We start from the raw sequence: 24,613 nt of genomic DNA on the forward strand, positions 1-24,613 counted from the left end.
GAGCAGATTCAGCTCGCCTTGGAATCCGGGATCCGCTGCGCGGTCGGAGCCGACTCCGCCTCGGGTGCAGCCTTCTTCAGCGATGCGGCGTACACGTCCACGTACTCCTGACCGGAGAGCAACATCAGGTCGTACATCACTTCGTCGGTCACCGCACGCTCGACGAAACGATTGCCGGCCATCCCTTCGAAGCGAGAGAAGTCGATGGGCTTGCCGATCCGGATGGTGACCTTCGCCGGACGCCACACGCGCGAACCGATGGGGTTCATCTTCTCGGTACCGATCATCGCGACCGGAATCACCTGAACTCCGGTCTGCAGTGCCAGACGCGCCATCCCGGTCTTGCCCTTGTACAACCGCGCGTCGGGTGACCGAGTGCCCTCGGGGTAGATACCGAGAACCTTGCCTGCTTCGATCACGCGCACGCCTGCGTTGAGTGCGTCCTGTGCCGCGTCCGCTCCGGTGCGATCGATCGGCACCTGCCCGACGGCGGTGAAGAACCATTTCTGGAACTTGCCCTTGAGTCCCGGTCCGGTGAAGTACTCGCTCTTGGCGAGGAAGGTGATGCGTCGAGGCGTCTTGAGCGGAAGGTAGAAAGAATCGAGAACGGCCTTGTGGTTGCTGGCCAGAATGACCGGCCCCTCCGTCGGGATGTTCTCCGCACCCTCGATCGTGGGCCGACCCAGGGCGATGAGAAGGGGGCCGACGAAAATGTACTTAACCAGCCAGTACCACATTGACATGCTCCCTGATGATGGTCGGGAAATCGTTTGGTGCCGCCTCGCCCTGAAGCGAATCGACTGCGGCCGTGCGTCCTCGAACCGTGCCGCGTAGTGAACTGTACCCACGGTTTATGACACCAGCCACATCATCGCCGACACCAGGACCGAGGTCACAGAAAGCCGGCGATGAACCGTCAGCGAACGCCGGTGACGAACTGCGCCCGGGCCAACTCCGCGGCCCCGATCATGCCTGCTGCCTCACCGAGTTGAGTACTGCGAATACGCGCCAGGGGGCGATGCCCCGCACCGGTCACCAACTCCGCGTACTTGTCGGTCGCGCGAGCGAGGAACTGACTCGACGACGTCGCCACTCCACCGGCCAGCACGATCAGATCGGGGTCGTACACGTCGCTGACCATCGAGAGCCCGACGCCGAGCCACTGCGCGAAGTCCTCCATCGTGCGGCGGGCGATCGAGTCACCCTCGTGCGCGGCACTGGCGATTCGGCGGCCGGTCAATGAACCCGGGTCGAGAAACACCTCACGTGCCAGCGTCGTCGAGGACGCCGGGTCCGCCGCCAGCAACTCGACTGCGGTGTCCACCAGAGCGGTGCCGCTGCAGTACCGCTCCCAACAACCGCGCTTGCCGCACGGGCACGCCCGGCCGTCCGGCACGACCTGGATGTGACCAAGTTCCGGTGCCACACCGTGGCTACCCCGATAGATCCTGCCGTCGATCAACAGGGCCGCGCCGATTCCGGTGCCGATGGCCACCATCACCACGTTGCGACCCCCGGACGCCGCACCGAAGCGATACTCGGCCCACGCCGCAGAATTGGCGTCGTGCTCGAGCAACACCGGCAGACCGATGCGCATGCTCATCTCGGTCGCCACAGGGGTGTTCACCCACGGCAGATGCGGGGCGAAGAGAACCGTCGTGCGATCGGAGTCGATGAACCCGGCGACGGCGAGCCCGACGGCCGCGATGTCGTGTCGCCCGGCAAGCTCCTGCACGGCGCGGTCGAGACCGCGTTCGAGCGCGCGCGCAGTGTGCGGGGTGGGAGCGGCCGTCGAATCGAGGACTTGCCCGTCCTCGTCGACGACGGACGCGCGCAGGCTCGTCCCGCCCACGTCGATGCCTACCGTCAGTCGCTGGTGGTGCCGCTTCATTCGTTCATGCCTTCCTCGCCCGTCCCCCGTGCGGGCTGCACCCGAGTCGCTTCGATCACGGACGCTCCTGCTCGTCCGAACGCGAATTCTTCACTCGAACGGTAATCGGAACGAACGAAGCGGGACGATCGCCCTGAAGTTTCGTGTCGATCGACACGTCCGCGACCTCCGCGGGGTCCGAGTGGACACCGGCACTACCGGACCCGGGCTCGGCGGCAGTGCCCGGTGGCGGCGAGGTCGGCGGAGCCTGCGCTGCCGAGTGCGTCGCCCCGGAGGTCGTGTGATCGGCCAGCAACTGACGCAACAGCGCGATCACCACGGCGCTCTCGGAGGCCACGAGCTCGACGAGATCGTGGCGCTCCCCGCGCACCAGTGCCGCGAGAGCGCAGACCGGACACCAACTGCATCCCTGGCGGTCACGATCCTGCTGCGTCTCGGCGACGCGACGCAGGATCGGCTCGAGTCGCGTCAGCACGGTCTCCGCCAGGGCCAGCAGGTCCGCCCCCAGCTCGGAATGGTCCGAGGTCATCGAGACACCCCGGCCGTCGGGGTAGTCGGAGTCACAGCGGCCACACGTCGGGGTTCGGACGAAAACGCACCACCAGGCACGGTCCGTCCAGTTCGGCGGAGTCGGCCACGCACCGACGCAGCACCGACGCCAATCTGATGCGCCGTCGCCTCCCGTCGGCACTCACTATCAAGTCGTCCTCCACTCGCCCCAGGCCCAAGGTCGTCGAATCCACCACCGGCAGCAGCATTCTCATCGCGTACACGGATTCGAGTCCGCCACCCGACTCGAGCACGACCGAAGGCTGCTCACCCCAACCCGGCGCGCGCCGTTCGAGGGAGTCCGGTTCGAGGCGATCGGCCACATCTTGCAAGGGCCTCAACCCTACCGGTTCACCGGGAGCCTGCTCCACCTCCACGATCGGCACGGTACCGATGCGTCGGCGCAGCTCGGCGACCGCGTCGAGCTGCGCCGCCCGCCACCTCTCGAACCAGAACACGGCCGGATGAGCGCCCACCAGACCGACCGACGATGCGTTGAGCTTCGGCAGGATTCTGTTGACCAGCACACGATCGATTCTGATTCCGAGCAGAGCAGCTGCCGACAGAGTGCGTTCCGCGTCGACGATCGAGAGCTGTTCGGCGGTGACGACCACGGTCGCCCCGGTACGGTCGGCGTCGGCGATCAGGGACCGGACGGAGTCGATCTGGGCGAGGATTCGCTCGATCATCGCCACCACGAGAGTGAGCCGCACATCGGAACCGGTGCCGGCAACGATCCGAGCGTGCAGAGGCCAGATCCGCTCGACGTATGCGGCGACGGTGTCGGGCAACTGCAGGGTACGTAAGGCATCCGCCGATGCGGGAAGGTCGACTATCACTGTGTCCCAGCGATTCTCGTCGGCAAGACGGCTGATCTCGTGCATGCCGAGCAGCTCTTCGACTCCGGGGAGACCGAGCAACTCCTCCGGTTCGATCGCCCCGAAGCTCACCCCGTGCTCGTGTCCCGCGGACGCCACGGCCAACAGTGAGCCCAATCCCCGGTACCGAGCTTCGAGCAGCCTCAACGTATCGATCTCGAGGATGTCGAGGCCGGGTGCGATCGAACGAACACGGGACGAATCCTCGACCTCGGCGTCCCCCGCGAATGCATCGGCGAGCGAGTGAGCCTGGTCGACGGACGCGATCAGAACCCGTTCACCGGCCTGGGCGAGTCGTAGCCCCGACGCAGCCGCCAGCGTCGTCTTACCCGCACCACCTTTGCCGAGGAACAGCAACACCGTGGTGCGGGCTTCGGTGCGAGCTTCGCTCAGCCTTCGACCCGCTTCTTCAATTCCTTGAGTGCAGTGTCGGTGATGACCTTTTCTGCCTTGCGCTTGAACAGACCGATCATCGGAATGTTCAGATCCACGGTGAGCTCGTACGTCACGTCGGTGCCGCTGCCGGTCTCCTTCAACGTGTACGAGCCGTTCTGCGACTTCTGCATTTCGCCCGATACGAGGTTCCAGGAGACCGAATTGCCGTCGGCTGCCCAGTCGTACTCGAGCTCGTAGGTGTCTTTCACCATCCCGGCGTCGAGCACGAACTTGACCCGCTTGCCGCGGCCGTCCGCACCGACCTCGAGGACCTCGACGGACTTCGCGGCCGACACCCACGTGGGGTACGCGTCGAAATCGGCGATGACGTCCATGACCCGGCTCGATGGAGCTTCGACGACGATCGACCTCTGGGTTTTCTCCGCCATGACTACTGGTCCGCTTCCTCTCGGGTACTTCGATCAGCTCGGTTCGCTTCGGTGCCGCAGAACTCGCGCAGGCCTATCTCACACGATCGATCCGCCGACGCACAATGCGAACCGGCCGACCGTACCGCGCGGTTCATTCGCGAGCTGAAGTCGACGCTACGTGGTGGGGTGCTTCACCTGCAGACCGACCGGCCTCGAGCTCTCGCTTGAGCTCGAACGTCATCGCACGTCCGGCCACCCGCCGGGCGTGTTGGTGCGCTGCCACGTCGGCGCCCGCGGCGGGTTCGGCGTGCAGGAAGTAATGGACGATCACCCCGTCAAGCGCGGGCTCGAGCCACAGTTCCATCGTTCCGACCACACCGCCGCGCACTGCCCAGCGGATCCCCTTCTCACCCCGGTCCTCGGTGATCGTCAGGTTCAGATCCGGCCACCATCGACGCCACCGTGCAGGCGACGCGAACGCCTGCGCCACCCGCACGCCGGGGGCGGCCACGAATGTCTGATCCGCAACTTGAATACTGCTCATCGACAGAGCTTCACACACCGGGTCGGGGGCCGTGCGCGTCGAGGCGTATTTCGACGCCGGGAGCCCGGGTCTAGAGTATCTGTGAAGCCGAGCTATCGACTTTCGTTCTCCCCAAGTTCTATCCGGAGGTAATCCCGTGCGCGAGTTCACCGTCGCCGCCAAATACGCCATCGCGGACACCGACTCGGCTGTCGATACCGTCTTCGCTCGCGCCCGCACCTCGCCGGACGCGGTGGTGTTCCGACGCACAGTGGACGGACAATGGGTCGACGTCACCGCCGCCGAGTTCGAGCGCCTGGTGGTGAGGGTGGCACGGGGTCTGATCGCCGCAGGCATCGAGCAGGGCGATCGGGTCGCACTGATGTCGTCGACGCGATTCGAGTGGTCGGTCGTGGACTACGCGATCTGGGCCGCGGGCGGTGTGACGGTACCGATCTACGAGACGTCCTCGGCCGGTCAGGTCGAGTGGATCCTCGAAGACGCCGAGCCGGCCCTACTGATTCTCGAGAACGACGCGCATGTGCAGGAGACGAAGTCCGTTGTGGCAGCAGCCCCGTCGGTCCGACAGACGTTCGTCATCGCGAACTCGGCGGGCACCGACGCTGTGCAGGCACTGCTCGACGGTGGTGCCGAAGTCACCGAAGACGAGGTGCACCAACGGGTTTCGACACTCGTCTCGTCCGACCCGGCAACCCTGATCTACACCTCGGGAACCACCGGTCGCCCCAAGGGCGTCCAGCTGACCCACGCGAATTTGCTCGCCGAGTCACTCGGGATTCGTGAGACGTCGCTGAAATCGCTGATGACACAGGGCCGCAGCACGCTGATGTTCCTGCCGCTCGCGCACGTCCTGGCACGTGCAGTGTCGATCGCGTCGTTCGACGCCGGGGTCACCATCGGCCACACCAGCGACATCCCCAATCTCGTCGCGACATTCGGCACGTTCCAACCGGACTTCATCCTGTCGGTTCCGCGAGTGTTCGAGAAGGTCTTCAACACCGCCAAGCAGAAGGCGCACGCCGACGGCAAGGGAAAGATCTTCGACCTCGCCACCGAATGCGCAGTGGCGTGGAGTGAAGCGCAGGATACGGGCGGTCCGGGAATCGTGTTGCGCGCCAAACACACCGTGTTCGACAAGTTGGTGTACGGCAAACTGCGAGCAGCGCTCGGCGGCAAGTGTGAACTCGCGATCTCCGGCGGAGCGCCCCTCGGTTCCCGACTCGGCCACTTCTACCGGGGCATCGGCGTGACGATCTACGAGGGCTACGGACTGACCGAAACCACGGCGGCGTTCGCGGTCAACACCATCGGATTCCAACGCGTGGGCAGCGTCGGGCGTCCACTGCCCGGCAACACCGTGCGCATCGCCGAGGACGGAGAGATCCAACTCCGCGGACCGGTCGTGTTCGACGGCTACTGGCGCAACGAGACCGCGACCGCCGAGTCGCTGGACGACGGCTGGTTCCGCACCGGCGATCTCGGTTCCGTGGACGACGACGGCTACATCACGATCTCGGGTCGCAAGAAAGAACTGATCGTCACCGCAGGCGGCAAGAACGTCTCACCCGCCGGGTTGGAAGACCACCTGCGGGCGGGTGCACTGATCAGCCAGGCCGTCGTCGTGGGCGATCAGAAGCCCTTCATCGGCGCGCTCATCACCCTCGATCCGGATGCGTTCGATCGCTGGAAATCCGCACACGGCAAGGCAGCCGACGCCACCGCGGCGGATCTGCAGACGGACCCCGAACTCGTCGCGGAGATCGACGCCGCCGTCGCCGACGCGAACAAGTCCGTCTCGCATGCGGAGTCCATCAAGAAGTATCGACTTCTCCCCCACGACTTCTCGGAGGAGAACGGCGAGCTCACTCCCACGATGAAGCTCAAGCGCAACGTCATCACCAAGTCGTACGCCGACGAGATCGAGTCGATCTACTCCCGTTGAGCCGTACTGCCTAGATCAACGAACGCAGTTTCTCGGTCAGCACGTCCCAGCGCCATTCCGCGTCCACCCAGTCGCGGCCGGCGTTGCCCATCTGCGTCGCCAGCGCGCGATCGGACAGGATTCGCACGATCGCGTCGGTGGTGTCCGAGACGGACGTGCCGTCGACGACGAGGCCGGTCTTGTTGTGCTGCACCGCTTCCGGCGCACCCCCGGACATGCCCGCGACTACGGGTACACCGCAGGAAGACGCCTCGAGGTAGACGATGCCGAGACCTTCGACATCGAGACCGGCACCTCGGGTTCGGCTCGGCATCGCGAACACGTCGGCGATCGTGTGGTGGGCGGCGAGCTCCGCCGACGGCACGGTGCCGGTGAACACCACGTGTTGCTCCATGCCGGTGGATCGGACGAGCTCGCGCAGAGTCTTCTCGTAAGGCCCGCCGCCGACGATCACCAGAACCGCTCCGTCGACGGCCCGGCGGATCCCCGGGAGCGCCCGGATCAGGACGTCCTGACCCTTGCGCGGAACCAGCCGGGACAGGCACAGAACGGTGGGGCGATCACCGAGGCCGTAGCGGGCACGAAGTTCCGCGCGCGCTGCGTCGTCGGGCACGAAGCGATCGGTATCGACTCCGGGCGGCAGATGTTCGAGGGCGGCGGTCCGCCCGAACGCCGAGCTGAATCGCCCCCGGGTGTACTTGCTGACGTAGGTCACCACATCGGTGTTCTCGCCGATCGTGCGCAGGGTCGCCCGCCCGCCCGGCACCATCGACCATCCGACCTCGTGACCGTGTGTGCTCGCCACGATGCGATCGGCCCCGGCCTTGCGCAGGTACGACGACATCACTGCCAACGGAGCCGACGCACCGAACCACACCGAATCGCAGCCTCGGGACTTCAGGATTCGAGCCGCACGACGCGCGACGAGCGGAGTCGGCAACATCAGGGTCGTCGGATGCCGGATCACCTCGAAAGGCTGCCTGGCATCGAACTTCTCGTGCGAGTCGCCGCGCCAGCGGGGGGCGTAGACCACCAGCTCGTCGGCCGGCAGCTGCGAGGCGAAGCTGTGCAAGTAGGACTGAATACCACCCGGGCGAGGAGGAAAGTCGTTCGTCAGGAGCAGGGTACGACGCATGGCGTCAACCGTAGCGCCCCGTCTCAGCGGGCCTGGCGAGCCACCCAGTCACCCCATGAGGACACGAACTGTGCCCGGTCGAGTCCCAGCACCGACTCGAATGCAGAATCGGTGGGGCTCTCGGACGCGAGCGCTTCGTACAGCGAACGCAGGGTCGACTCCCCGAAGCGATCGGCCACGAATGCGAACACCGACCAGGCCGATTCGTAGGCCACACTCGACCGAACACCACCGGCACCGAAGTCCTCGTTCTTCGGCAGCACCGTCGGCGGCCCACCCGCCGCCACGATCGCCGCGAGAGTGGGTGCGAGTTGCGCGAACTCGGCACCGGACCCTCGATACCCGGAATAGTCGGCGAACCCCTCCGACACCCACAGCTCCGTATCGTCGGACGTCCGCGCCCTCGCCGCCACATGCGTCAACTCGTGCCGCAGAACCGAGCGCACGGTGAACGGCGTCAACCTCGACGCGGCGTCGGGACCGAACACCACCCGCTGACCCGTCGGACGGGAGCCGTCGGCCGCCACCGCGTCGGACACCGTCACCGCAGCCACGTCGGTGGACGGATCGGACCCCGTCAGTTCGGCGAACTCCTCCGCCGAGGATGCGACGAAAACCAGCCCGTCGCGCGCCCAGTCGTCTCCCCAGAAGTCGGTCACGGCCGCGATTGCCGACGGAAGTTCGGCCGCAAGGTTCTCCACGAACCGATCGCGGTCCGGATGACCCATGACCACAGATGTCCCGGCTGCAGTGGCCACCGAGCGCACGGTGAGAGGGCCGAAGTCCCACGGCCCACGCCAGGTGTGGCGTCGATACTCGGTCAGATCCGCGTCGTCGACCAACCGCCATCGACCGTCCCGCTCGGCGACGACGAGTGAGACCGGCCGACGCGTCGGCGATGCGTCCGGGCCGGTGACCGCGTACCGCAGATACACCGAGGGTGCCCAGACATCGGTGGAATCGAGCGCCGCGGCGATCGGCGGCGGCACCGGGGTCTCGGGCTCGTCGCCCAGGTCGTAGCCGAATTCGGCGAAAGGGACGCCGGGTACCACTGCTGCCCGGCGCAGCTGCGCTTCGACGAAGCCGGGGTCGGCCTGCGGATCCATCACATCGCGCAGTGCGTCTAGATCACCGGAACGAACCGCGCGCGCCCACTGGTCGAGGAGGACGGTCACATCGGCGCGGCGCTGCTGATCGTAGGTCGGCGGGTCCTGGCCGACGGTGACCTCGGCGGTCCCTGCCGCGGACGAACCGTCGAATCGGTGAATCAGAACGACCGAGACGGCCACCACTACGACGACCACGACGACAAGCCAACGCCGCCATGACGATCGGAGGAGGACGTGCAACCAGGATGGTCGGTTCGAGGTGCTCATGCCGCCACTCGTCGGTCGTCGAGACACGACCTCAGTATCGACGCGCCCCGTAGTACGGGAACGATGCCATCGACTGCACCTTCACGGGCACACCGAATGTGGAGGCATGCAGCACGTTGCCGTTTCCGGCATAGATTCCGACGTGTGAGATGTCCGGATAGAACAGGACGACGTCACCCGGCTGCAGATCCTTCTGATCCACCGGAGTTCCGCCCGCCGCCTGCGCCTGACTCGATCGCGGCAGCGTCTTGCCCACCTGCTTGTACGCCCACACGACCAACCCGGAGCAGTCGAAGCCATCCGGACCGGTTGCGCCCCAGACGTACGGCTTGCCGATCTGCGTCAGGCCGGCCTGCAGCGCACTGGCTCCCGATCCCGGCGTCAGGTTCTGCAGAATCGAGGACGGGTCGAACCCGTCGGGCAGGGTCGAACCGGCCAGAGACAGTTGCTCCGAGGACGAGAGCGCACTGTAGGCGGCCATGACCTCGGCAATCTGTCCCTGCAGCTCACTCTGCTTGGCCTGGAGATCGTCGCTGACGGCCTTGGCCTGCTCTGCGGCGACGCGTGCCTGTTCGGCGGCCGTCGTCGCGGCCTGCTCGGCCGTCTCTGCATCCGAGCTGGCCTGCTTGAATCGGGCGACCTGGTCGGCGGTCTCCGCCGAGATCACGTCGAGCGCCGACATCTGGTCGAGCAACTGCTGTGGTGAGTCGCTGACCATGACGGCGAACAGTCGGTTGGTCCGCGCGCCCTGATAGTTGACGTTGGCGACCTTGTCCATGGCCGGTTTGAGCTGCTCCAACTGCGCCTGCGCTGCGTCCACGGCGGCACGGCTCTGGTCGACGAGGGCCTGAGCGTCGAGTTGCTGCTGGTTCTTGGCGTCGAGATCGATCTGAGCATCGTGCAGAGATTCGGTGGTCTGCTCGGACTGGCGAGAGAGCTCGGCGAGTTCGGTCTGCGCGTCGGATGCCGAACCGAATCCCGGTTGCGCGGTCGCCGTCGTCGGCACCACGGCGATGCATGCGGTCAGCGCGAGCGCAACCACCGAGTTTCGGGCCGTACGCAACGCTCGGGTAGATCTCGATATCGCCACGGAAAGCGACTCTCCGTCCTCACAGATGTTGCCTCGACCGAGGCAACGGTTGGAAAAGTAGTCCGAAAACGAACCATACCCATGCTCTTACGGGCGCGGACGTGAACACGGTCCGAAATCGACGGGGGTTCGAGGTGACAGGTCACAAAATAAACATCGACCAGGTCTCGATCAGATTACGAACTGGATCCTTCCCTGTCCACCGAACCGGCGTGTCGCGCAGTCCGTGTCCGGATACGCCGACAGGGTCGAGCCGATGAACGGCTCGACCCTGTCGGTCGGTTCACAACGAACGTCGATCGCTCGAGTCAGTAACGGCGAGCACCGTCGAACGGCATCGAGTCGAGCGGGGCAACCTTGACCGGCACGCCGGACGTGGATGCGTGCACGACATTGCCGTTGCCGACGTAGATGCCCGAGTGCGAGCCGTCGTAGAACGAGACGACGTCGCCGGGGGCGAGGCTGTCGCGCGAGACCGGAGTGCCTGCGGCGGCCTGGTCGTAGCTCGTACGGGGCAAGCTGACGCCGGCCTGCTTGTACGCCCACTGGACGAGGCCCGAGCAGTCGAACGAATCCGGACCCGAAGCGCCGTACACGTACGGTGCTCCGATCTTGGATTCTGCGGCCTGAACGGCCTTCGCAGCCGGGGTGACCTGCGGTGCCAACGGCGCACCCGGCGCGGGCACACCCGGAAGGTTGAGGGGAGGAAGGCCCGGGATGTCAGGAATCTCGAAGGTTCCGACGCCGGGAATGGTGAGGGGGGCCGCCATTGCGGGTGCAGCGGGAAGAACGACCACGCCTGCCGTGAGCGCTCCGGCTACGAGGACTCGCCGCAATGTTCGGTTGGAAAGTTGTGACGCCACGAAAGATGGTGCTCCGTTTCTTCCTATCGTCCGCCGACCGAGTTAGCTGACGGGTTCGGGCTGGGAAGAGCAGCCCTACCCACCGGCCACCATGTGGTGGCTCAGCGGGATTCACCCCAGTAGATATCGGGTTCCCGGTACGAACACTCTCGCGAGTGAACGATTAGGCGGTGACTTGCGACGCCACTCCGGTTTGGACTGGCGAGACTCCGCAAGGTCTCAGGAAGGTTACGAAATGGCGTACCCCCGTGTCGACCCCAACTCGCCGAGGAGAGCGAATTCGGCTCGATTCTCGCTAGCCGGCGCGCTGATCCCCCGGTGTGTCACGAGTCGATAACAAAGGAACCTCGGCGATGTCGTCGTCGTTCACCACGAGCTTGAGAGTGGGCACGAGACCGACATCGGCGAGCACCCCCATGGCACCGAGTTCCTCCTGCTCGAGAGTGATACGAGACGGCGGACCGACCCGCCGTCCGTCCGATCCGGACGGCATCCCCGGAGCCCCCAGAAGCACCGTCACGACGCAGTCCGCGCAGGCGATGTCACGGACCAGGCAGTCACTGCAATCGATGATCATTGTGATCCTTGTCTCTTTACGGTTTCCGGCGGCCGAATCGGCCGACTCAGCGAAAGATAGCGACGGGCACCGACAGGTTCCGTGACACGACGACGTTCGACAGCGCGATGAGCGTTCTTGTCGGAGGTCGGCCCTAACGTCGTCCCGGTGAGCCTGCCCATCCAGCTGACGTTCGACGAACTCGACACCCCGCTGCACGAGACGACGTTCGTCGTCGTCGACCTCGAGACCACCGGCGGTAGCGCGGACACCGAGGCCATCACCGAAATCGGGGCAGTCAAGGTTCGAGGCGGCGAGATTCTCGGCGAGTTCGCCACGTTGATCGACCCGGGCAGGTCCATTCCGCCGTACATCGTGGAACTGACCGGCATCACATCGGCGATGCTCATCGGTGCGCCGCGCATCGAACGGGTTCTGCCCGGTTTCCTCGAGTTCGCGAGAGGTTCGGTGCTGGTAGCGCACAACGCCGGCTTCGACACCGGATTCCTCAAGGCCGCCGCCAGCCGTCTCGACATCGCGTGGCCACGGTTCCAGGTGCTGTGCACGGTCAAGCTGGCTCGCCGAGTTCTGACGCGCGACGAGGCTCCGTCGGTGAAGCTCTCCGCGCTGTCGACTCTGTTCCGATCCGGCACAAGGCCTACCCACCGTGCGCTCGACGACGCCAGGGCCACGGTCGACGTTCTGCACGGCCTCATCGAACGCGTGGGCAATCAGGGTGTCCACAGCTACGCCGAGTTGGTCGACTACCTACCCGCGGTGTCGGCCGGCCAGCGCGCCAAACGCGGGCTGGCCGCTCATCTTCCCGGCACGCCCGGCGTCTATCTGTTCCGCGGCCCGTGCGACGAGGTGCTGTACGTCGGTACGTCGAACAACCTCAAACGACGCGTGCGCAACTACTTCACCGGCTCGGAGACCCGAGGCCGGATGAAGGAGATGGTCGCACTGGCCACCCGCGTCGACCACGTCGAGTGTGCACACGCGCTCGAAGCCGGAGTCCGCGAGCTACGTCTGCTCTCGGCGCACATCCCGCCGTACAACCGCCGCTCGAAGTTTCCCAGGAAGGGGTGGTGGATCATCCTGACCGACGAGGCGTTCCCTCGCCTGTCGATCGTCCGCACCCCGGCACCGAACAGTCTCGGACCGTTCTCGGTTCGCGGTGACGCCGCAGAGGCCGCTGCGCTCGTCGCCGAGTTCTGCCGCCTGCGTACGTGCACTCGCCGTCTGGCCCGCTCGGTTCGGCACGGTGACCAGTGCCCGGCGACCGACGTCGGAGGCTGCCCTGCGGCACTGTCCGGCCCGTTGACGGCCGACGAGTACTCCGATGCCCCGACGCAGTTTCTCGCGCTGGTGTGTGGCCAGGACGACGCCGTTCTGTACTCCATGCGCCGCCGCGTCGCCGAGCTAGCAGACAAGGAGCTGTACGAGACGGCTGCCCGTCTGCGCGACAGAATCGCGATCACCGTCGACGCACTGCGCCGGATGCACCGATCGGCAGCAGTGGCCGCCATTGCCGAACTGGTTGCGGCGAGGCGCACGGCCGACGGCGGGTGGGAGTTGATCGTGGTGCGCTTCGGCCGGCTGGCCGGCGCTGCCGTCGCGCCGCGGGGAGTGCATCCGATGCCCGTCGTCGATGCCATCACCGCGTCGGCCGAAACGGTGGTGCCCGATACGACCCCGCTTCGCGGCGCGCCCCCGGAGGAAGTCGGACTCATTGCGGCCTGGCTGCGCACGGACGGAGTCCGGATCGTGCGCACGAGCAGTGGGTACTGCAGCCCGGCACGGTCGGCGGGTTCGTGGGAGTCGTGGTGTCGGACGGCGAGAGAAGCCGCGAGGGCAGGAGTGGAGCCTGCGGAACGACCGTTCAGGGCAGGAGTGGAGCCTGCGGGACGACTGTCGGGGTACGGCAGCAACTAGGGTCTGGGGGTAGCTCGCGTCGGACACCGAGCTCGAGATGCTTGAGGAGCGCACATGATCAATGCCATCGTCTTGATCGACGCCGAGGCCGACTTGATTCCGGAGGCGGCGCAGGCCGTTGCCGATGTCGACGGGGTGTCGGAGGTCTATTCGTGTGCTGGTGATGTCGATCTGATCGCCATCGTGAAAGTTCGTGATCATGCGTCGATCGCAGAGGTCATCACCAAGCACATCAATCGTGTGCGGGGGGTGCGCAGCACCACCACTCACATTGCGTTCCAGTCCTATTCGAGTGCCGATGTCGAAGCCGGGTTCTCGATAGGCGAGTAACTGCGCTCTTCGTCAGCCGGCGAGTTCGGTGGTGCATCGACCCCAGTCGGCGAGTAGCCGTGCTGCTGCACCGGAATCGATTGTTTTTGCGGCAGTGGCCAATCCGGCTTCGATTCGGGCGTGGAGGTCGTCGGACACGCCGTGGTGCGCTGCCATGGCTGCGGCGGCATTGAGCAGTACGGCGTCGCGGACGGGACCCTGTTCTCCGGCGAACACTCGGTGCGCCACTGCTGCATTGAATTCGGCGTCTCCACCTCTGAGAGCTTCTATGGGCGCTCGGGAGATGCCGTAGTCGAGCGGGTCGATCGTCTCGACGGTCACCGAACCATCGGACACCACGTGCACTGTCGTGGTGGTGGACAGGGTGATCTCGTCCAGTCCGTCGTCACCGCGGACCACGAGCACCGAGCTGCCCCGGGCGGCGAACACGTCGGCGACGACGGGGACCAGGTTCTCGAACGCACAGCCGATCAGGCCTGCGCGCGGGCGCCCGGGGTTCGTCAGGGGCCCCAGCACGTTGAAGACCGTGGGGATTCCGATTTCCTTGCGCGGTGCGGCAGCGAAGCGCAGTGCGGGGTGGTGGATCGGTGCGAAGCAGAAGCCGATGCCGACCTGCTCGACGCTCGACGCGACTGCGTCGGCCCCGAGGGTCACTCGGACCCCCAATGCCTCGAGCACGTCGGTCGTGCCGCTCTTCGACGACGCCGCGCGGTTGCCGTGCTTGACGACTCGGATCCCGCTGGCAGCGACGACGACGGCTGCCATGGTGGAGATGTTGACGGTGTCCGCTCCGTCTCCTCCGGTCCCCACGACGTCGACGGCGTCGGTGTCGGTGTGCACCAGCACTGCGTGCGCCAGCATCGATTCGGCGAGTCCGTTGACCTCCGCCGGCGTCGGACCTTTCATCTTCAGCGCTACGCCGAAGGCTGCGATCTGCGCGGCTGTCGCGTTGTCGGCCATGATCTCGTCCATGACCCAGCCGGTGTCGGCGCTGGACAGGTCGGTGTGGTTCGTCAACGCGCCGAGGATTCGACGCCAGGTTCGCGGCTGTTCGTCGCTGATCGCTGCGGTCATGGTGGTTCTGCCGTGCCCTTCTGCCGTCGATGCACTCGGTGCGGTGGAAGCTTAGCCAGACGCTGCGTCGGGCTGCGCGGGCTGCAGTGCGTCCCACCCCAGTACTGCTCCCCCTCGACGCTGAGCGAGGCCGGCCATGCGAGAACGTTCCTGCGAGCAGTGCAGAGCGTCGAGTACCTGAACACGTTGCAGAACCAGCGGCACGCCGTCTTCCACCCGAGGGCGGTAGCCGGTGCTCTCCGGTAGTTCGGCGGCCGGCCCCACTTCGTAGTCGTCCTGAGCCGCAACCGCTGCTGCGTCCTCGACTTGGTCGGAGGGCAACACGAGATGATGCCGTAGCACCACCTCCGCCGATTCCGTCCACAGCGGTCGGGTCCTCGCTGCTTCGTCGAGCACGGCCGAGCATGCCTGTGCATCGTCGAAGCAACTCGCCACTGTCACGAGGTCCTCGCGAGTGGGGTCCAGACGTTCGGCCGTCGATCGCGAGAACAGTCTCCGAAACCATCCACCTTCGGTGCGCTTTGCCATGAGGCCAGCCTTGCACGACTGGACCCTACCGGCCCGTACAGAGGCTCTGACCAGCACGGGAACAAGGACGTACGCGGATTCGTTCCAACACGACGCGCCAAGAGCGGACCCGGATATGCCTTCCGTACTACGACGGGTCATACTTCTCTTTGTGACGAGCGCTGTAGGGACTCAAGGATCGGCAATCACCCAACGCGTGCACTCGCTGAACCGTCCCAATATGGTCAGCGTCGGCACGATCGTGTGGCTGTCTAGTGAACTCATGTTCTTCGCCGGGCTGTTTGCGATGTACTTCGTCGCACGCGCCCAGGCGAATGGAATCTGGCCGCCGGAGCCGACGGAGCTGAACCTCGCTCTCGCTGTGCCGGTGACCGCGGTGCTGATCGCATCGTCGTTCACCTGCCAGCTGGGTGTGTTCGCCGCCGAGCGAGGTGACGTCTTCGGACTGCGCCGCTGGTACATCATCACTCTGGTGATGGGCGCGTTCTTCGTGGCCGGCCAGGCGTACGAGTACTACCACATGGTGCACGAGGGCACGACGCTCTCGAGCAGCGTGTACGGCTCGGTTTTCTACATCACGACCGGTTTCCACGGATTGCACGTCATCGGCGGACTCATCGCCTTCGTCTTCCTGATCACCAGAACGCTGGTCAGTAAGTTCACGCCCGCGCAGGCCACCGCGGCCATCGTCGTTTCGTACTACTGGCACTTCGTCGACATCGTCTGGATTGCCCTCTTCGCAACGATCTACTTCATCCGCTAGTGACAGTCAGCACACCAAAGATAACGAGCGAACGGAATCAGCCCCCGACGTTCGGTCCGTCCCGACACGACAAGGGATAGAAGATGAGTACATCTCCCCCAGCAGCATCCGACGACAACGCCGCCTCCAAGACGAGACGGCAGCGTAGGACGCGCCGACGCATCACCGGTGCTCTCGTTCTGATGATGGGCCTCCTGAGCGCAGGCTTCCTCGCCTCGGCTCTGACGCCGGCTCCTCAGGTCGCGACTGCCGATACCGATTCGGCAGCGCTGATCCGCGAGGGCAAGCAGCTCTACGACACGTCCTGCGTCACGTGCCACGGTGCCAACCTGCAGGGTGTTCAGGATCGCGGACCGAGCCTCATCGGCGTCGGCGAAGCAGCCGTGTACTTCCAGGTGTCGAGCGGTCGTATGCCCGCTGTTCGCAACGAGGCACAGGCGATGCGCAAGCCGCCGAAGTTCAACGACAAGCAGATCGACGCCCTCGGTGCCTTCATCAACGCCAACGGCGGCGGACCGACGGTCATCCGCGACGAGAACGGTGAGATCGCTCAGGAGTCTCTGCGCGGTGGCGACATCGGACGCGGCAGTGAACTGTTCCGACTCAACTGCGCTTCCTGCCACAACTTCACCGGTGAAGGTGGCGCTCTGTCCTCGGGCAAGTTCGCACCGTCCCTCGGCCCTGCCAACGAGCAGGAGATCTACACCGCGATGGTCACCGGCCCGCAGAACATGCCGAAGTTCTCCGATCGTCAGCTGACGATCGAGGAGAAGTCCGACATCATCGCGTACGTCAAGTCGGCCCAGGAAACGCTTCCCGCAGGCGGTTGGAGCATCGGAAGTTTCGGTCCCGGTACCGAGATGATCGCTATCTGGACGGTCGGCATCATCGCCGTCGTCGGAGCAACTTTGTGGATCGGAGCTAGATCATGACCGACGGCGATTCCGGCCGTAAGGACGCGGGCAACGACGACGAATCCGGACGCAAGGATGCGCCCGGTGCCGACGGCGTGAACGCGGACAAGAAGTACACCGACGAGGAACTCGCCGCGATGAGCCGCGACGAACTGGTCGAGCTCGGCACCAACCTCGACGGTGTCGATGTCGCTTTCCGCCGCAACCGTTGGGCTGTGGAAGGTACCCGCGCCGAGAAGCGTGCCGAGCGCAGCGTCGCGATCTGGTTCGCGATCGCCGGCCTCGCCGCTGTCGCATTCATCGGCATCTACCTGTTCTGGCCGTGGCAGTACTCCGGTATCGGCGAAGAGAACTACCTGGCCTACTCGCTGTACACCCCGCTCATCGGCGGCACGATGGGCCTGGCGATTCTCGCGGTGGGTATCGGCGCGGTGCAGTTCACCAAGAAGTTCATCCCCGAAGAGGTCTCCATCCAGGACCGTCACGACGGCGGCTCGTCCGAGATCGACCGCAAGACTCTCGTGGCTGAGCTGGGCGATTCGCTCGACACGTCGACCATCGGGCGTCGCAAGGTGATCAAGCGATCGCTCGTCTTCGGTGGTGGCGCGCTCGGCGTCATGGCACTGCTCCCCCTCGGTGGATTGATCAAGAATCCCTGGGCCAAGGGCGAAGATTCGCCGTTGTGGGTATCCGGGTGGACTCCTCGCTACGATGGAGAGACCATCTACCTCCGACGAGACACCGGGCGACCGGAAGATGTCGTTCTCGTTCGGCCCGAGGACTTGGACGCTGGTGCCATGGAGACCGTATTCCCGTTCCGTGAAGCGGACCGCGAAAGCGAGCACGATCTGCTCGTCTCGCTGCGTGGAGTTCGTAACTCGGTCATGCTCATCCGCCTTCGCTCTGACGACGCCAGCACGGTCGTCAAGCGCAAGGGTCAGGAAAGCTTCAACTACGGCGATTACTTCGCCTACTCGAAGATCTGTACGCACCTGGGTTGCCCGACATCGTTGTACGAGCAGCAGACCAACCGAATTCTGTGCCCTTGCCACCAGTCGCAGTTCAACGCGCTCGAGTACGGCAAGCCGATCTTCGGACCGGCTGCGCGTGCGCTGCCCCAACTTCCCATCACTGTCAACGAAGAGGGATTCCTCGTCGCTTCGGGAGATTTCACCGAAGCGCTGGGGCCCGCCTTCTGGGAACGTCGTCCGGAGCGTGACTCATGAGTACATTGCAAACCCTCGCCGCCAAGCAGGCCGACGGCGTAGACAGTCGTTACCACCTGGCACCGGGATTGCGTCGCCAGATCAACAAGGTCTTCCCCACGCACTGGTCGTTCCTGCTCGGTGAGATCGCGCTGTACAGCTTCGTCATCCTGCTGATCTCGGGTGTGTTCCTCACCCTGTTCTTCGATCCGTCGCTCAGCGAGGTCGTGTACGAAGGTGCGTACACCCCCCTCAACGGTGTGACGATGTCCAGGGCATACGCAACCGCTCTCGACATCACGTTCGAGGTTCGTGGCGGTCTGTTCATGCGGCAGATTCACCACTGGGCGGCCCTGATGTTCGCCGCGTCGATCATCGTGCACATGATGCGCATCTTCTTCACCGGTGCATTCCGTCGCCCGCGTGAGGCCAACTGGGTCATCGGCTGCCTGCTGCTCATCCTCGCAATGTTCGAGGGTTTCTTCGGCTACTCGCTCCCCGACGATCTGCTCTCCGGCACCGGCCTCCGCGCCGCTCTCGGTGGCATCACGATGAGCATCCCGATCATCGGTACGTGGATGCACTGGCTCATCTTCGACGGTGACTTCCCCGGCACGATCATCATTCCGCGCCTGTACGTCGCGCACGTTCTTCTTCTACCGGCCATCATCCTGGCGCTGATCGCAGCCCACCTGGCTCTGGTCTGGTACCAGAAGCACACGCAGTTCCCCGGACCCGGCCGCACGGAGCAGAACGTCGTCGGCGTTCGTATTCTTCCGGTCTTCGCGGTCAAGTCCGGTGCTTTCTTCGCCGTCACTTTCGGTGTGCTGGCAGCAATGGGCGGACTCATCCAGATCAACCCGATCTGGAATCTCGGACCGTACAACCCGTCGCAAGTGTCGGCAGGCGTGCAGCCCGACTTCTACCTGATGTGGACCGACGGCATGGCACGACTGTGGCCTGCCTGGGAGATATACATCGCCGGGCGCTACACCATCCCGGCAGTGTTCTGGGTGGCAGTGATCATGGGTCTCGTCTTCACCGTGATGATCGCGTACCCGTGGATCGAGAAGCGTCTGACCGGAGACACTGCGCATCACAACCTGCTCCAGCGTCCCCGTGACGTTCCGGTGCGTACTGCGATCGGCGCGATGGCTCTCACGTTCTACGTGATCCTCACGCTCTCGTGCATCAACGACCTCATCGCCTACAAGTTCGACATCTCGCTCAACGCGATGACGTGGATCGGTCGTATCGGAATTCTCACCATGCCTCCGCTCGCCTACTTCATCGCATACCGATTCTGCATCGGACTGCAGCGCAGCGATCGGGCAGTTCTCGAGCACGGCATCGAAACCGGAATCATCAAGCGACTCCCGCACGGCCAGTACGTGGAAATCCACCAGCCGCTCGGACCGGTCGACGATCACGGACACCCGATTCCCCTCGATTACCAGGGCGCAGCCGTTCCGAAGAAGATGAACAAGCTCGGCTCGGCCGGAAAGCCCGGCTCGGGATCGCTGTTCAGTCCGGATCCGGTGGCACAGAGCAAGGCTCTCGAAGATGCCCTTCACAAGGGTGAACACGAGCAGCTGACGATGCTCCGCAACTACCAGGCGGGCATCCACGGCAACGGCCACTCGAACGGCAACGGCCATGCCAATGGCAACGGGCACTCGAACGGCAACGGCCACTCCAATGGCAACGGCCACTCGAACGGCAACGGCCATGGACTCCATTCGGATGAGGACACTGCCATCGCTTCGGGTCGAAGCGACAACGACAGAGAACGCTGACATCTGACAGAGTCTCGAAAAGGGCGACACCGGCAACGGTGTCGCCCTTTTTGTTGTCCCCGAACACCGATCCGGGCTGGAACACTTCGCATCACCCTCCGAGCAGCACGGCCGGCTCCTCAGCGGAGGAGGATCCGATGGCCCTCCCCTCCCCCACCGTCGGATGACCCATCCATATCCCAGATACGTCGCCCGTTCTCAGCTCCGGGGTTCGCGACGACCGGTATTACTATCGGTGTCATGGTCCGTGTTCCCCTCACCCCCGGCGAACTCGCCCGCGGTGCCAGGCTCGGCTCTGCTCTCCGTCATGCCCGCGGTGGCCGAACCATGACCGACGTCGCCAATACAGCAGGCATCTCGGTCGAAACTCTGCGCAAGATCGAGACCGGCCGAATTCCGACGCCGGCGTTCTTCACCGTCGCCGCGTTGTGCGGCGCGCTGAACATCTCCCTCGATTCGCTTGCCGATCAGGTGCCCCGTGCCGTTCGGTCCCACTCGGAGGCCGACGTTTCCTGAGGGTGCCACCTCGTTCACCGCTGCGCGCTCGACCTCCGCACGCTCGCTCTCAGTGTCACCTCACAGCGCCATGAGCGGACTATCCTGTTCGGCCTCTACTCGGACAGCTGAAAAGGGCCCCGGTCGCTCGTGAGAACAACCGGGGCCCTTTTCGGGTGAAGCAGATGGAGTCAGTGGCGCTCGGCACCGACGTGGTACTCGAACACCAAACCTGCGGCCGCAGCGATGACGCTCACCACGCCGAGGGCGATGAGCCACGGCTGGAAGAAGGCGAATCCGATGGCGGTGATGGACGCGGCTCCTGCGAGCACGATCGGCCAGAAGCTACCGGGGCTGAAGAAGCCCAGGTCTCCTGCGCCGTCGCTGACTTCGGCGTCGTCGAAGTCCTCGGGTCGGGTGTCGAGGCGTCGTGCGACGAATCGGAAGTAGGTTCCGACGATCAACGTCAGACCGACCGACAAGAAGATCGCGGTGACTCCGGCCCACTCGACTCCTGTGCGGCTCAGGCCCGTGAACAACGCGTACACGATGCCGACCAGGAGAAAGAAGACAGTGAGGATTTCGAAGATCTTGGCTTCGATTTTCATATCAGCATGCTTCCTTGGTCAGTTGCCTTCAGCGACAGCGGCTGTGCGGAGGGTGCGGTCGGTCGAGAACGGAGCGGTGCTCGTTGCGAGGGGGCTTTCGCCGATGGCTTCGAGTGCCTGCGCGTTGGTCAGCGCGTCTCCGCCTTCGGACAGAGGCTTGCGCAGCTCGATGTACTGCTCGAACCGCTCGGGAGACACGGCACGAACCTCGAAGTTCATCATCGAGTGGAAGGTGCCGCACATTTCGGTGCACCGTCCGACGAACGAGCCTTCGCGTTCGATTTCGCTGATCTGGAAGACGTTGTCGGAGTGGTTCTCCTCGGGGTTCGGGAGAACGTCACGCTTGAACAGGAATTCCGGAACCCAGAATCCGTGGATGACGTCCGAGGACGCGAGCACGAATTCTATGCGCTTACCGGTCGGCAGAACCAGGACCGGGATCTCTTCGCTCGAGCCGACCGTTTCGATCTTGTTGTAGTGCAGGTACGACAGATCCTGCGTGGATGCTCCGTTGATCGGTCCCGGAACGAACTCGCCGTCCTCGCTGCCCTCGGCACCTTCGCCCGGGGTGGCAGCGGCCTCGGCTGCAGCCTGCTCCTCTTCGTCGGTGCCCTCGTACTTGGCGGCACCGTCCTTGAGGTCGATGGTGCGGTAGCCGAACTTCCAGTTCCACTGGTAAGCCGTGACATCCACCTGGACATCGGGATCGGCCTGCTTCTCGTCGACGTAGTTCTGCACCACGACGGTGAAGTAGAACAGGACGGCGATGATCACGAACGGAACCGCCGTGTAGAACAACTCGAGCGGAACGTTGTAGGCCGTCTGGCGAGGGAACTCCGGTGAGCTCTTCTTCTTACGGTGGAACAGCACCACCCAGAAGATCAGAACCCACACGATGATGCCCATGACCAGGGCGGCAATGACCGACCACGTCCACAGGTCGCCGATGCGTCGCCCCTGCGGGGTGACGCCCGAGGCGAAACCGAAATTGAGTACGTTGTCGCTGCTGATGGAACAGCCCGACAGCATCAACGCGGCTACACCGAGAAATGCTGTCAGCCCCGCTCGCCGAAGGATCCGACTATGCGCCACGTTCACGCCTTCCTGATTGCCCACCACTGAAGAATAAGGGCTTCCACATGGAGATGCCCGAGTACTACGCAGCGTAGACCAAAGCTGACGCGGAGCCACCCTTGGGTCGTTACCTAGGTTCGAGCGTGTCTGCGGCATACTCGGTTGCTGATCGACCGTCCCGCTGACGACACGCGGAGATCCGGCCCCCGGCATTGTCCCCAACTGCGAGAAGAGGTAGCAGACGCTGTGTGTGGACTGCTCGGAGTACTGACATCTCACGGAACGACCGCCGCCGGCGTCGAGCTGGTGAGCTCGGCGACTCATTGCATGCGCCATCGTGGCCCGGACGAGCCCGGTGGCACCTGGCACGACGACGACGTCGTCTACGGCTTCAATCGACTCTCGTTCATCGACATCGAACACTCGCACCAGCCGATGCGGTGGGGTCCGCCCGAGTCGCCGAACCGGTACGCACTGGTGTTCAACGGCGAGATCTACAACTACCTCGAGTTGCGTGCGGAACTCGCGCGCGACCACGGGGCAGAATTCGCCACCGAAGGTGACAGCGAGTCGATCGTTGCGGCATTCCACTACTGGGGCGCTGCCGCCGTGCAGCGTCTGCGAGGCATGTTCGCCTTCGCCATCTGGGACACCGAGACGCGCGAGATGTTCGTTGCACGCGATCCCTTCGGCATCAAGCCGCTGTTCCTGGCCACCGGTCCCGGAGGCACCGCGTTCGGTAGCGAGAAGAAGAGCGTGCTCGAGCTGATGGATCTGCTCGGCGTCGACACCGATCTCGATCCGCGTGCCATCGAGCACTACACGGTGCTGCAGTACGTCCCCGAGCCCGAAACCCTGCACGCAGGCGTTCGGCGGCTCGAATCCGGTTGCTACGCCACGCTGTCACCGGGCACGCCGCCGAAGGTCACTCGCTACTTCACCCCGAAGTTCCCGGTTCAGCCCTTCGCACCCGGCAGCGAGAAGGCGCGGTACCAGGAAATCGCCGAGGCACTCGAAGACTCGGTTGCCAAACACATGCGCGCCGACGTCACGGTCGGCTCCTTCCTCTCGGGCGGAATCGATTCGACGGCCATCGCAGCTCTGGCGATCCGTCACAACCCCGACCTGATCACGTTCACCACCGGATTCGAGCGCGAGGGCTACTCCGAGGTGGACGTGGCAGCGGAGTCGGCCGCGGCAATCGGTGCTCGGCACATCGTGAAGGTCGTCGGACCCGAGGAGTTCGCGGCGTCCATCCCCGAGATCGTCTGGTATCTGGACGATCCAGTGGCCGACCCCGCGTTGGTGCCGCTGTACTTCGTCGCCAAGGAAGCCCGCAAGCACGTCAAGGTCGTGCTCTCCGGCGAAGGCGCAGACGAGTTGTTCGGCGGCTACACCATCTACCGCGAACCGCTGTCGTTGAAGCCGTTCGAGTCGCTTCCCGCCTTCCTTCGACGTGCGGCCGGCTCGTTGAGCGAGCGAATCCCCGAGGGCACTCGCGGCAAGAGCCTGCTCAACCGTGGATCCATGACTCTCGAAGAGCGGTACTACGGCAACGCACGCAGTTTCAACGACGCGCAGTTGCGATCGGTGTTGCGCGAGTTCCGATCCGAGTGGACCCATCAGGACGTCACCGCGCCGATCTACGCGCAGTCGCAGGGATGGGATCCGGTGGCTCGGATGCAGCATCTGGATCTGTTCACCTGGTTGCGCGGCGACATTCTGGTCAAGGCCGACAAGATCACCATGGCCAATTCACTCGAGTTGCGCGTTCCGTTCCTCGACTCCGAGGTCTACAAGGTCGCCGAGAAGCTCCCGCTCGACCAGAAGATCACCAAGAGCACCACCAAGTACGCTCTGCGTCAGGCGCTCGAGGGAATCGTTCCCGGTCACGTACTCCATCGCGCCAAACTGGGATTCCCTGTGCCACTGCGCCATTGGCTGCGCGGACCGGAACTCTTCGATTGGGCGCACCAGCAGATCGCCGACTCGCAGACCGATCACCTGCTGAACAAGGCCGCCGTCGTCGCGATGCTGAACGATCACCGCGCCGGCAAGTCCGATCACAGCCGTCGACTGTGGACGCTGCTGATCTTCATGGTGTGGCACGGCATCTTCGTCGAGAAGCGCATCGTGCCGCAGATCGCCGAACCGGAGTATCCGGTCAACATCTGACCTGGCCGACCGTCCCCGCCGGATCAATGCGACTTTCGGTCGCTCGGAGTGCAACAAAGCCACATTGATCCGGTGGGCAAACGAAC

At 64.6% G+C, this 24,613-nt stretch carries 24 protein-coding genes and 1 riboswitch; of the genes, 9 read left to right on the forward strand and 15 right to left on the reverse strand.

The window, feature by feature from the left end; all coding sequences use genetic code 11:
• Positions 1 to 8: 8 nt before the first annotated feature.
• The 6 genes from AB0362_RS13870 to AB0362_RS13895 form a co-directional block, all read right to left on the reverse strand.
• Complete coding sequence (locus AB0362_RS13870; RefSeq protein ID WP_149406353.1) at positions 9 to 737, reverse strand: lysophospholipid acyltransferase family protein; 729 nt, start codon at positions 735 to 737, stop codon at positions 9 to 11.
• A gap of 179 nt (positions 738 to 916) precedes the next feature.
• Positions 917 to 1,891 (reverse strand): ROK family protein, encoded by a 975-nt coding sequence (locus tag AB0362_RS13875; RefSeq protein WP_037192841.1) that lies wholly within the window; start codon positions 1,889 to 1,891, stop codon positions 917 to 919.
• Between the two features lie 55 nt (positions 1,892 to 1,946).
• The gene (locus AB0362_RS13880; protein WP_317808970.1) at positions 1,947 to 2,420 is read right to left on the reverse strand and encodes a hypothetical protein; all 474 of its coding nucleotides are present in this window, start codon (positions 2,418 to 2,420) and stop codon (positions 1,947 to 1,949) included.
• A gap of 31 nt (positions 2,421 to 2,451) precedes the next feature.
• Complete coding sequence (locus AB0362_RS13885; protein ID WP_317808968.1) at positions 2,452 to 3,678, reverse strand: ArsA family ATPase; 1,227 nt, start codon at positions 3,676 to 3,678, stop codon at positions 2,452 to 2,454.
• Between the two features lie 29 nt (positions 3,679 to 3,707).
• Positions 3,708 to 4,142, reverse strand: a complete 435-nt coding sequence (locus AB0362_RS13890) for an SRPBCC family protein (protein ID WP_068052039.1) — start codon at positions 4,140 to 4,142, stop codon at positions 3,708 to 3,710.
• 133 nt (positions 4,143 to 4,275) lie between these two features.
• Complete coding sequence (locus AB0362_RS13895) at positions 4,276 to 4,668, reverse strand: polyketide cyclase / dehydrase and lipid transport (RefSeq protein ID WP_300522022.1); 393 nt, start codon at positions 4,666 to 4,668, stop codon at positions 4,276 to 4,278.
• A gap of 136 nt (positions 4,669 to 4,804) precedes the next feature.
• Between AB0362_RS13895 and AB0362_RS13900 the strand changes: the two genes are divergently transcribed.
• On the forward strand, positions 4,805 to 6,610 hold the full coding sequence (locus tag AB0362_RS13900; protein WP_317808966.1) for a long-chain fatty acid--CoA ligase: 1,806 nt from the start codon (positions 4,805 to 4,807) through the stop codon (positions 6,608 to 6,610).
• Positions 6,611 to 6,620: 10 nt separating this feature from the next.
• On the opposite strand, the gene AB0362_RS13905 is transcribed toward AB0362_RS13900, so the two are convergent.
• From AB0362_RS13905 to AB0362_RS13925, 5 genes are all read right to left on the reverse strand, one after another.
• Positions 6,621 to 7,745: a glycosyltransferase family 4 protein gene (locus tag AB0362_RS13905; protein ID WP_317808964.1), complete on the reverse strand. Its 1,125-nt coding sequence runs from the start codon at positions 7,743 to 7,745 to the stop codon at positions 6,621 to 6,623.
• 23 nt (positions 7,746 to 7,768) lie between these two features.
• The gene (locus AB0362_RS13910; protein ID WP_317808963.1) at positions 7,769 to 9,121 is read right to left on the reverse strand and encodes a hypothetical protein; all 1,353 of its coding nucleotides are present in this window, start codon (positions 9,119 to 9,121) and stop codon (positions 7,769 to 7,771) included.
• Between the two features lie 31 nt (positions 9,122 to 9,152).
• Positions 9,153 to 10,205, reverse strand: coding sequence for an NlpC/P60 family protein (locus tag AB0362_RS13915; protein WP_317808994.1), 1,053 nt, complete (start codon positions 10,203 to 10,205; stop codon positions 9,153 to 9,155).
• 314 nt (positions 10,206 to 10,519) lie between these two features.
• Positions 10,520 to 11,074, reverse strand: coding sequence for a C40 family peptidase (locus tag AB0362_RS13920; RefSeq protein WP_068052083.1), 555 nt, complete (start codon positions 11,072 to 11,074; stop codon positions 10,520 to 10,522).
• An 18-nt stretch (positions 11,075 to 11,092) separates the two neighbouring features.
• Positions 11,093 to 11,254, reverse strand: a riboswitch (cyclic di-AMP (ydaO/yuaA leader).
• 115 nt (positions 11,255 to 11,369) lie between these two features.
• Complete coding sequence (locus AB0362_RS13925; RefSeq protein WP_068052086.1) at positions 11,370 to 11,651, reverse strand: hypothetical protein; 282 nt, start codon at positions 11,649 to 11,651, stop codon at positions 11,370 to 11,372.
• Positions 11,652 to 11,798: 147 nt separating this feature from the next.
• Here AB0362_RS13925 and AB0362_RS13930 point away from each other — a divergent pair, with 147 nt between their 5' ends.
• Both AB0362_RS13930 and AB0362_RS13935 read left to right on the forward strand, forming a co-directional pair.
• Positions 11,799 to 13,565: a DEDD exonuclease domain-containing protein gene (locus AB0362_RS13930; protein ID WP_317808961.1), complete on the forward strand. Its 1,767-nt coding sequence runs from the start codon at positions 11,799 to 11,801 to the stop codon at positions 13,563 to 13,565.
• A 54-nt stretch (positions 13,566 to 13,619) separates the two neighbouring features.
• A complete protein-coding gene (locus tag AB0362_RS13935; RefSeq protein ID WP_068052089.1) occupies positions 13,620 to 13,895 on the forward strand; it encodes an Lrp/AsnC ligand binding domain-containing protein in 276 nt (91 codons plus the stop codon).
• Between the two features lie 12 nt (positions 13,896 to 13,907).
• Here the strand turns inward: AB0362_RS13935 and trpD are convergent, their stop codons facing one another.
• Together trpD and AB0362_RS13945 are read right to left on the reverse strand one after the other, a co-directional pair.
• Positions 13,908 to 14,969: an anthranilate phosphoribosyltransferase gene (trpD, locus tag AB0362_RS13940; protein WP_149406129.1), complete on the reverse strand. Its 1,062-nt coding sequence runs from the start codon at positions 14,967 to 14,969 to the stop codon at positions 13,908 to 13,910.
• A 51-nt stretch (positions 14,970 to 15,020) separates the two neighbouring features.
• Positions 15,021 to 15,497 (reverse strand): hypothetical protein, encoded by a 477-nt coding sequence (locus AB0362_RS13945; protein WP_149406130.1) that lies wholly within the window; start codon positions 15,495 to 15,497, stop codon positions 15,021 to 15,023.
• Positions 15,498 to 15,648: 151 nt separating this feature from the next.
• On the opposite strand from AB0362_RS13945, the gene AB0362_RS13950 reads away from it, so the two are divergent.
• The 5 genes from AB0362_RS13950 (at position 15,649) to AB0362_RS13970 (ending at position 20,691) form a co-directional block, all read left to right on the forward strand.
• Entirely contained in the window at positions 15,649 to 16,260 is a 612-nt protein-coding gene (locus AB0362_RS13950) for a heme-copper oxidase subunit III (protein ID WP_037192869.1), read from the forward strand.
• An 83-nt stretch (positions 16,261 to 16,343) separates the two neighbouring features.
• Positions 16,344 to 17,192 carry a cytochrome c gene (locus AB0362_RS13955; RefSeq protein WP_094640137.1) on the forward strand — a complete coding sequence of 283 codons (849 nt, stop codon included), beginning with the start codon at positions 16,344 to 16,346 and terminating at the stop codon, positions 17,190 to 17,192.
• Positions 17,189 to 18,400, forward strand: coding sequence for a ubiquinol-cytochrome c reductase iron-sulfur subunit (locus AB0362_RS13960; protein WP_317784397.1), 1,212 nt, complete (start codon positions 17,189 to 17,191; stop codon positions 18,398 to 18,400). Before AB0362_RS13955 ends, AB0362_RS13960 begins: the two co-directional genes overlap by 4 nt.
• Complete coding sequence (locus AB0362_RS13965) at positions 18,397 to 20,175, forward strand: cytochrome bc complex cytochrome b subunit (RefSeq protein ID WP_317808959.1); 1,779 nt, start codon at positions 18,397 to 18,399, stop codon at positions 20,173 to 20,175. The genes AB0362_RS13960 and AB0362_RS13965 overlap by 4 nt, the downstream gene beginning before the upstream one ends.
• A gap of 240 nt (positions 20,176 to 20,415) precedes the next feature.
• Positions 20,416 to 20,691: a helix-turn-helix transcriptional regulator gene (locus AB0362_RS13970; RefSeq protein ID WP_317808958.1), complete on the forward strand. Its 276-nt coding sequence runs from the start codon at positions 20,416 to 20,418 to the stop codon at positions 20,689 to 20,691.
• A gap of 170 nt (positions 20,692 to 20,861) precedes the next feature.
• Here AB0362_RS13970 and AB0362_RS13975 read toward each other — a convergent pair whose 3' ends face one another.
• Complete coding sequence (locus tag AB0362_RS13975; protein WP_068052104.1) at positions 20,862 to 21,278, reverse strand: cytochrome c oxidase subunit 4; 417 nt, start codon at positions 21,276 to 21,278, stop codon at positions 20,862 to 20,864.
• 18 nt (positions 21,279 to 21,296) lie between these two features.
• Positions 21,297 to 22,376: a cytochrome c oxidase subunit II gene (locus tag AB0362_RS13980; RefSeq protein ID WP_068052110.1), complete on the reverse strand. Its 1,080-nt coding sequence runs from the start codon at positions 22,374 to 22,376 to the stop codon at positions 21,297 to 21,299.
• A 222-nt stretch (positions 22,377 to 22,598) separates the two neighbouring features.
• Between AB0362_RS13980 and asnB the strand changes: the two genes are divergently transcribed.
• A complete protein-coding gene (gene asnB, locus AB0362_RS13985) occupies positions 22,599 to 24,527 on the forward strand; it encodes an asparagine synthase (glutamine-hydrolyzing) (protein ID WP_317784399.1) in 1,929 nt (642 codons plus the stop codon).
• The last annotated feature ends 86 nt before the right edge of the window (positions 24,528 to 24,613 follow it).

The sequence above is a fragment of the Rhodococcus sp. NPDC079359 genome, assembly GCF_040702585.1.
Classification (GTDB): Bacteria; Actinomycetota; Actinomycetes; order Mycobacteriales; family Mycobacteriaceae; genus Rhodococcoides.

What these genes read in the sequence shown, in the direction of transcription:
- AB0362_RS13870 (WP_149406353.1), bottom strand. Translation starts at nt 737, where the DNA reads ATGTGGTACTGGCTGGTTAAGTACATTTTCGTCGGCCCCCTTCTCATC.
- AB0362_RS13875 (WP_037192841.1), bottom strand. Translation starts at nt 1,891, where the DNA reads ATGAAGCGGCACCACCAGCGACTGACGGTAGGCATCGACGTGGGCGGG.
- AB0362_RS13880 (WP_317808970.1), bottom strand. Translation starts at nt 2,420, where the DNA reads ATGACCTCGGACCATTCCGAGCTGGGGGCGGACCTGCTGGCCCTGGCG.
- AB0362_RS13890 (WP_068052039.1), bottom strand. Translation starts at nt 4,142, where the DNA reads ATGGCGGAGAAAACCCAGAGGTCGATCGTCGTCGAAGCTCCATCGAGC.
- AB0362_RS13895 (WP_300522022.1), bottom strand. Translation starts at nt 4,668, where the DNA reads ATGAGCAGTATTCAAGTTGCGGATCAGACATTCGTGGCCGCCCCCGGC.
- AB0362_RS13905 (WP_317808964.1), bottom strand. Translation starts at nt 7,745, where the DNA reads ATGCGTCGTACCCTGCTCCTGACGAACGACTTTCCTCCTCGCCCGGGT.
- AB0362_RS13910 (WP_317808963.1), bottom strand. Translation starts at nt 9,121, where the DNA reads ATGAGCACCTCGAACCGACCATCCTGGTTGCACGTCCTCCTCCGATCG.
- AB0362_RS13925 (WP_068052086.1), bottom strand. Translation starts at nt 11,651, where the DNA reads ATGATCATCGATTGCAGTGACTGCCTGGTCCGTGACATCGCCTGCGCG.
- AB0362_RS13935 (WP_068052089.1), top strand. Translation starts at nt 13,620, where the DNA reads ATGATCAATGCCATCGTCTTGATCGACGCCGAGGCCGACTTGATTCCG.
- trpD (WP_149406129.1), bottom strand. Translation starts at nt 14,969, where the DNA reads ATGACCGCAGCGATCAGCGACGAACAGCCGCGAACCTGGCGTCGAATC.
- AB0362_RS13945 (WP_149406130.1), bottom strand. Translation starts at nt 15,497, where the DNA reads ATGGCAAAGCGCACCGAAGGTGGATGGTTTCGGAGACTGTTCTCGCGA.
- AB0362_RS13955 (WP_094640137.1), top strand. Translation starts at nt 16,344, where the DNA reads ATGAGTACATCTCCCCCAGCAGCATCCGACGACAACGCCGCCTCCAAG.
- AB0362_RS13960 (WP_317784397.1), top strand. Translation starts at nt 17,189, where the DNA reads ATGACCGACGGCGATTCCGGCCGTAAGGACGCGGGCAACGACGACGAA.
- AB0362_RS13965 (WP_317808959.1), top strand. Translation starts at nt 18,397, where the DNA reads ATGAGTACATTGCAAACCCTCGCCGCCAAGCAGGCCGACGGCGTAGAC.
- AB0362_RS13970 (WP_317808958.1), top strand. Translation starts at nt 20,416, where the DNA reads ATGGTCCGTGTTCCCCTCACCCCCGGCGAACTCGCCCGCGGTGCCAGG.
- AB0362_RS13975 (WP_068052104.1), bottom strand. Translation starts at nt 21,278, where the DNA reads ATGAAAATCGAAGCCAAGATCTTCGAAATCCTCACTGTCTTCTTTCTC.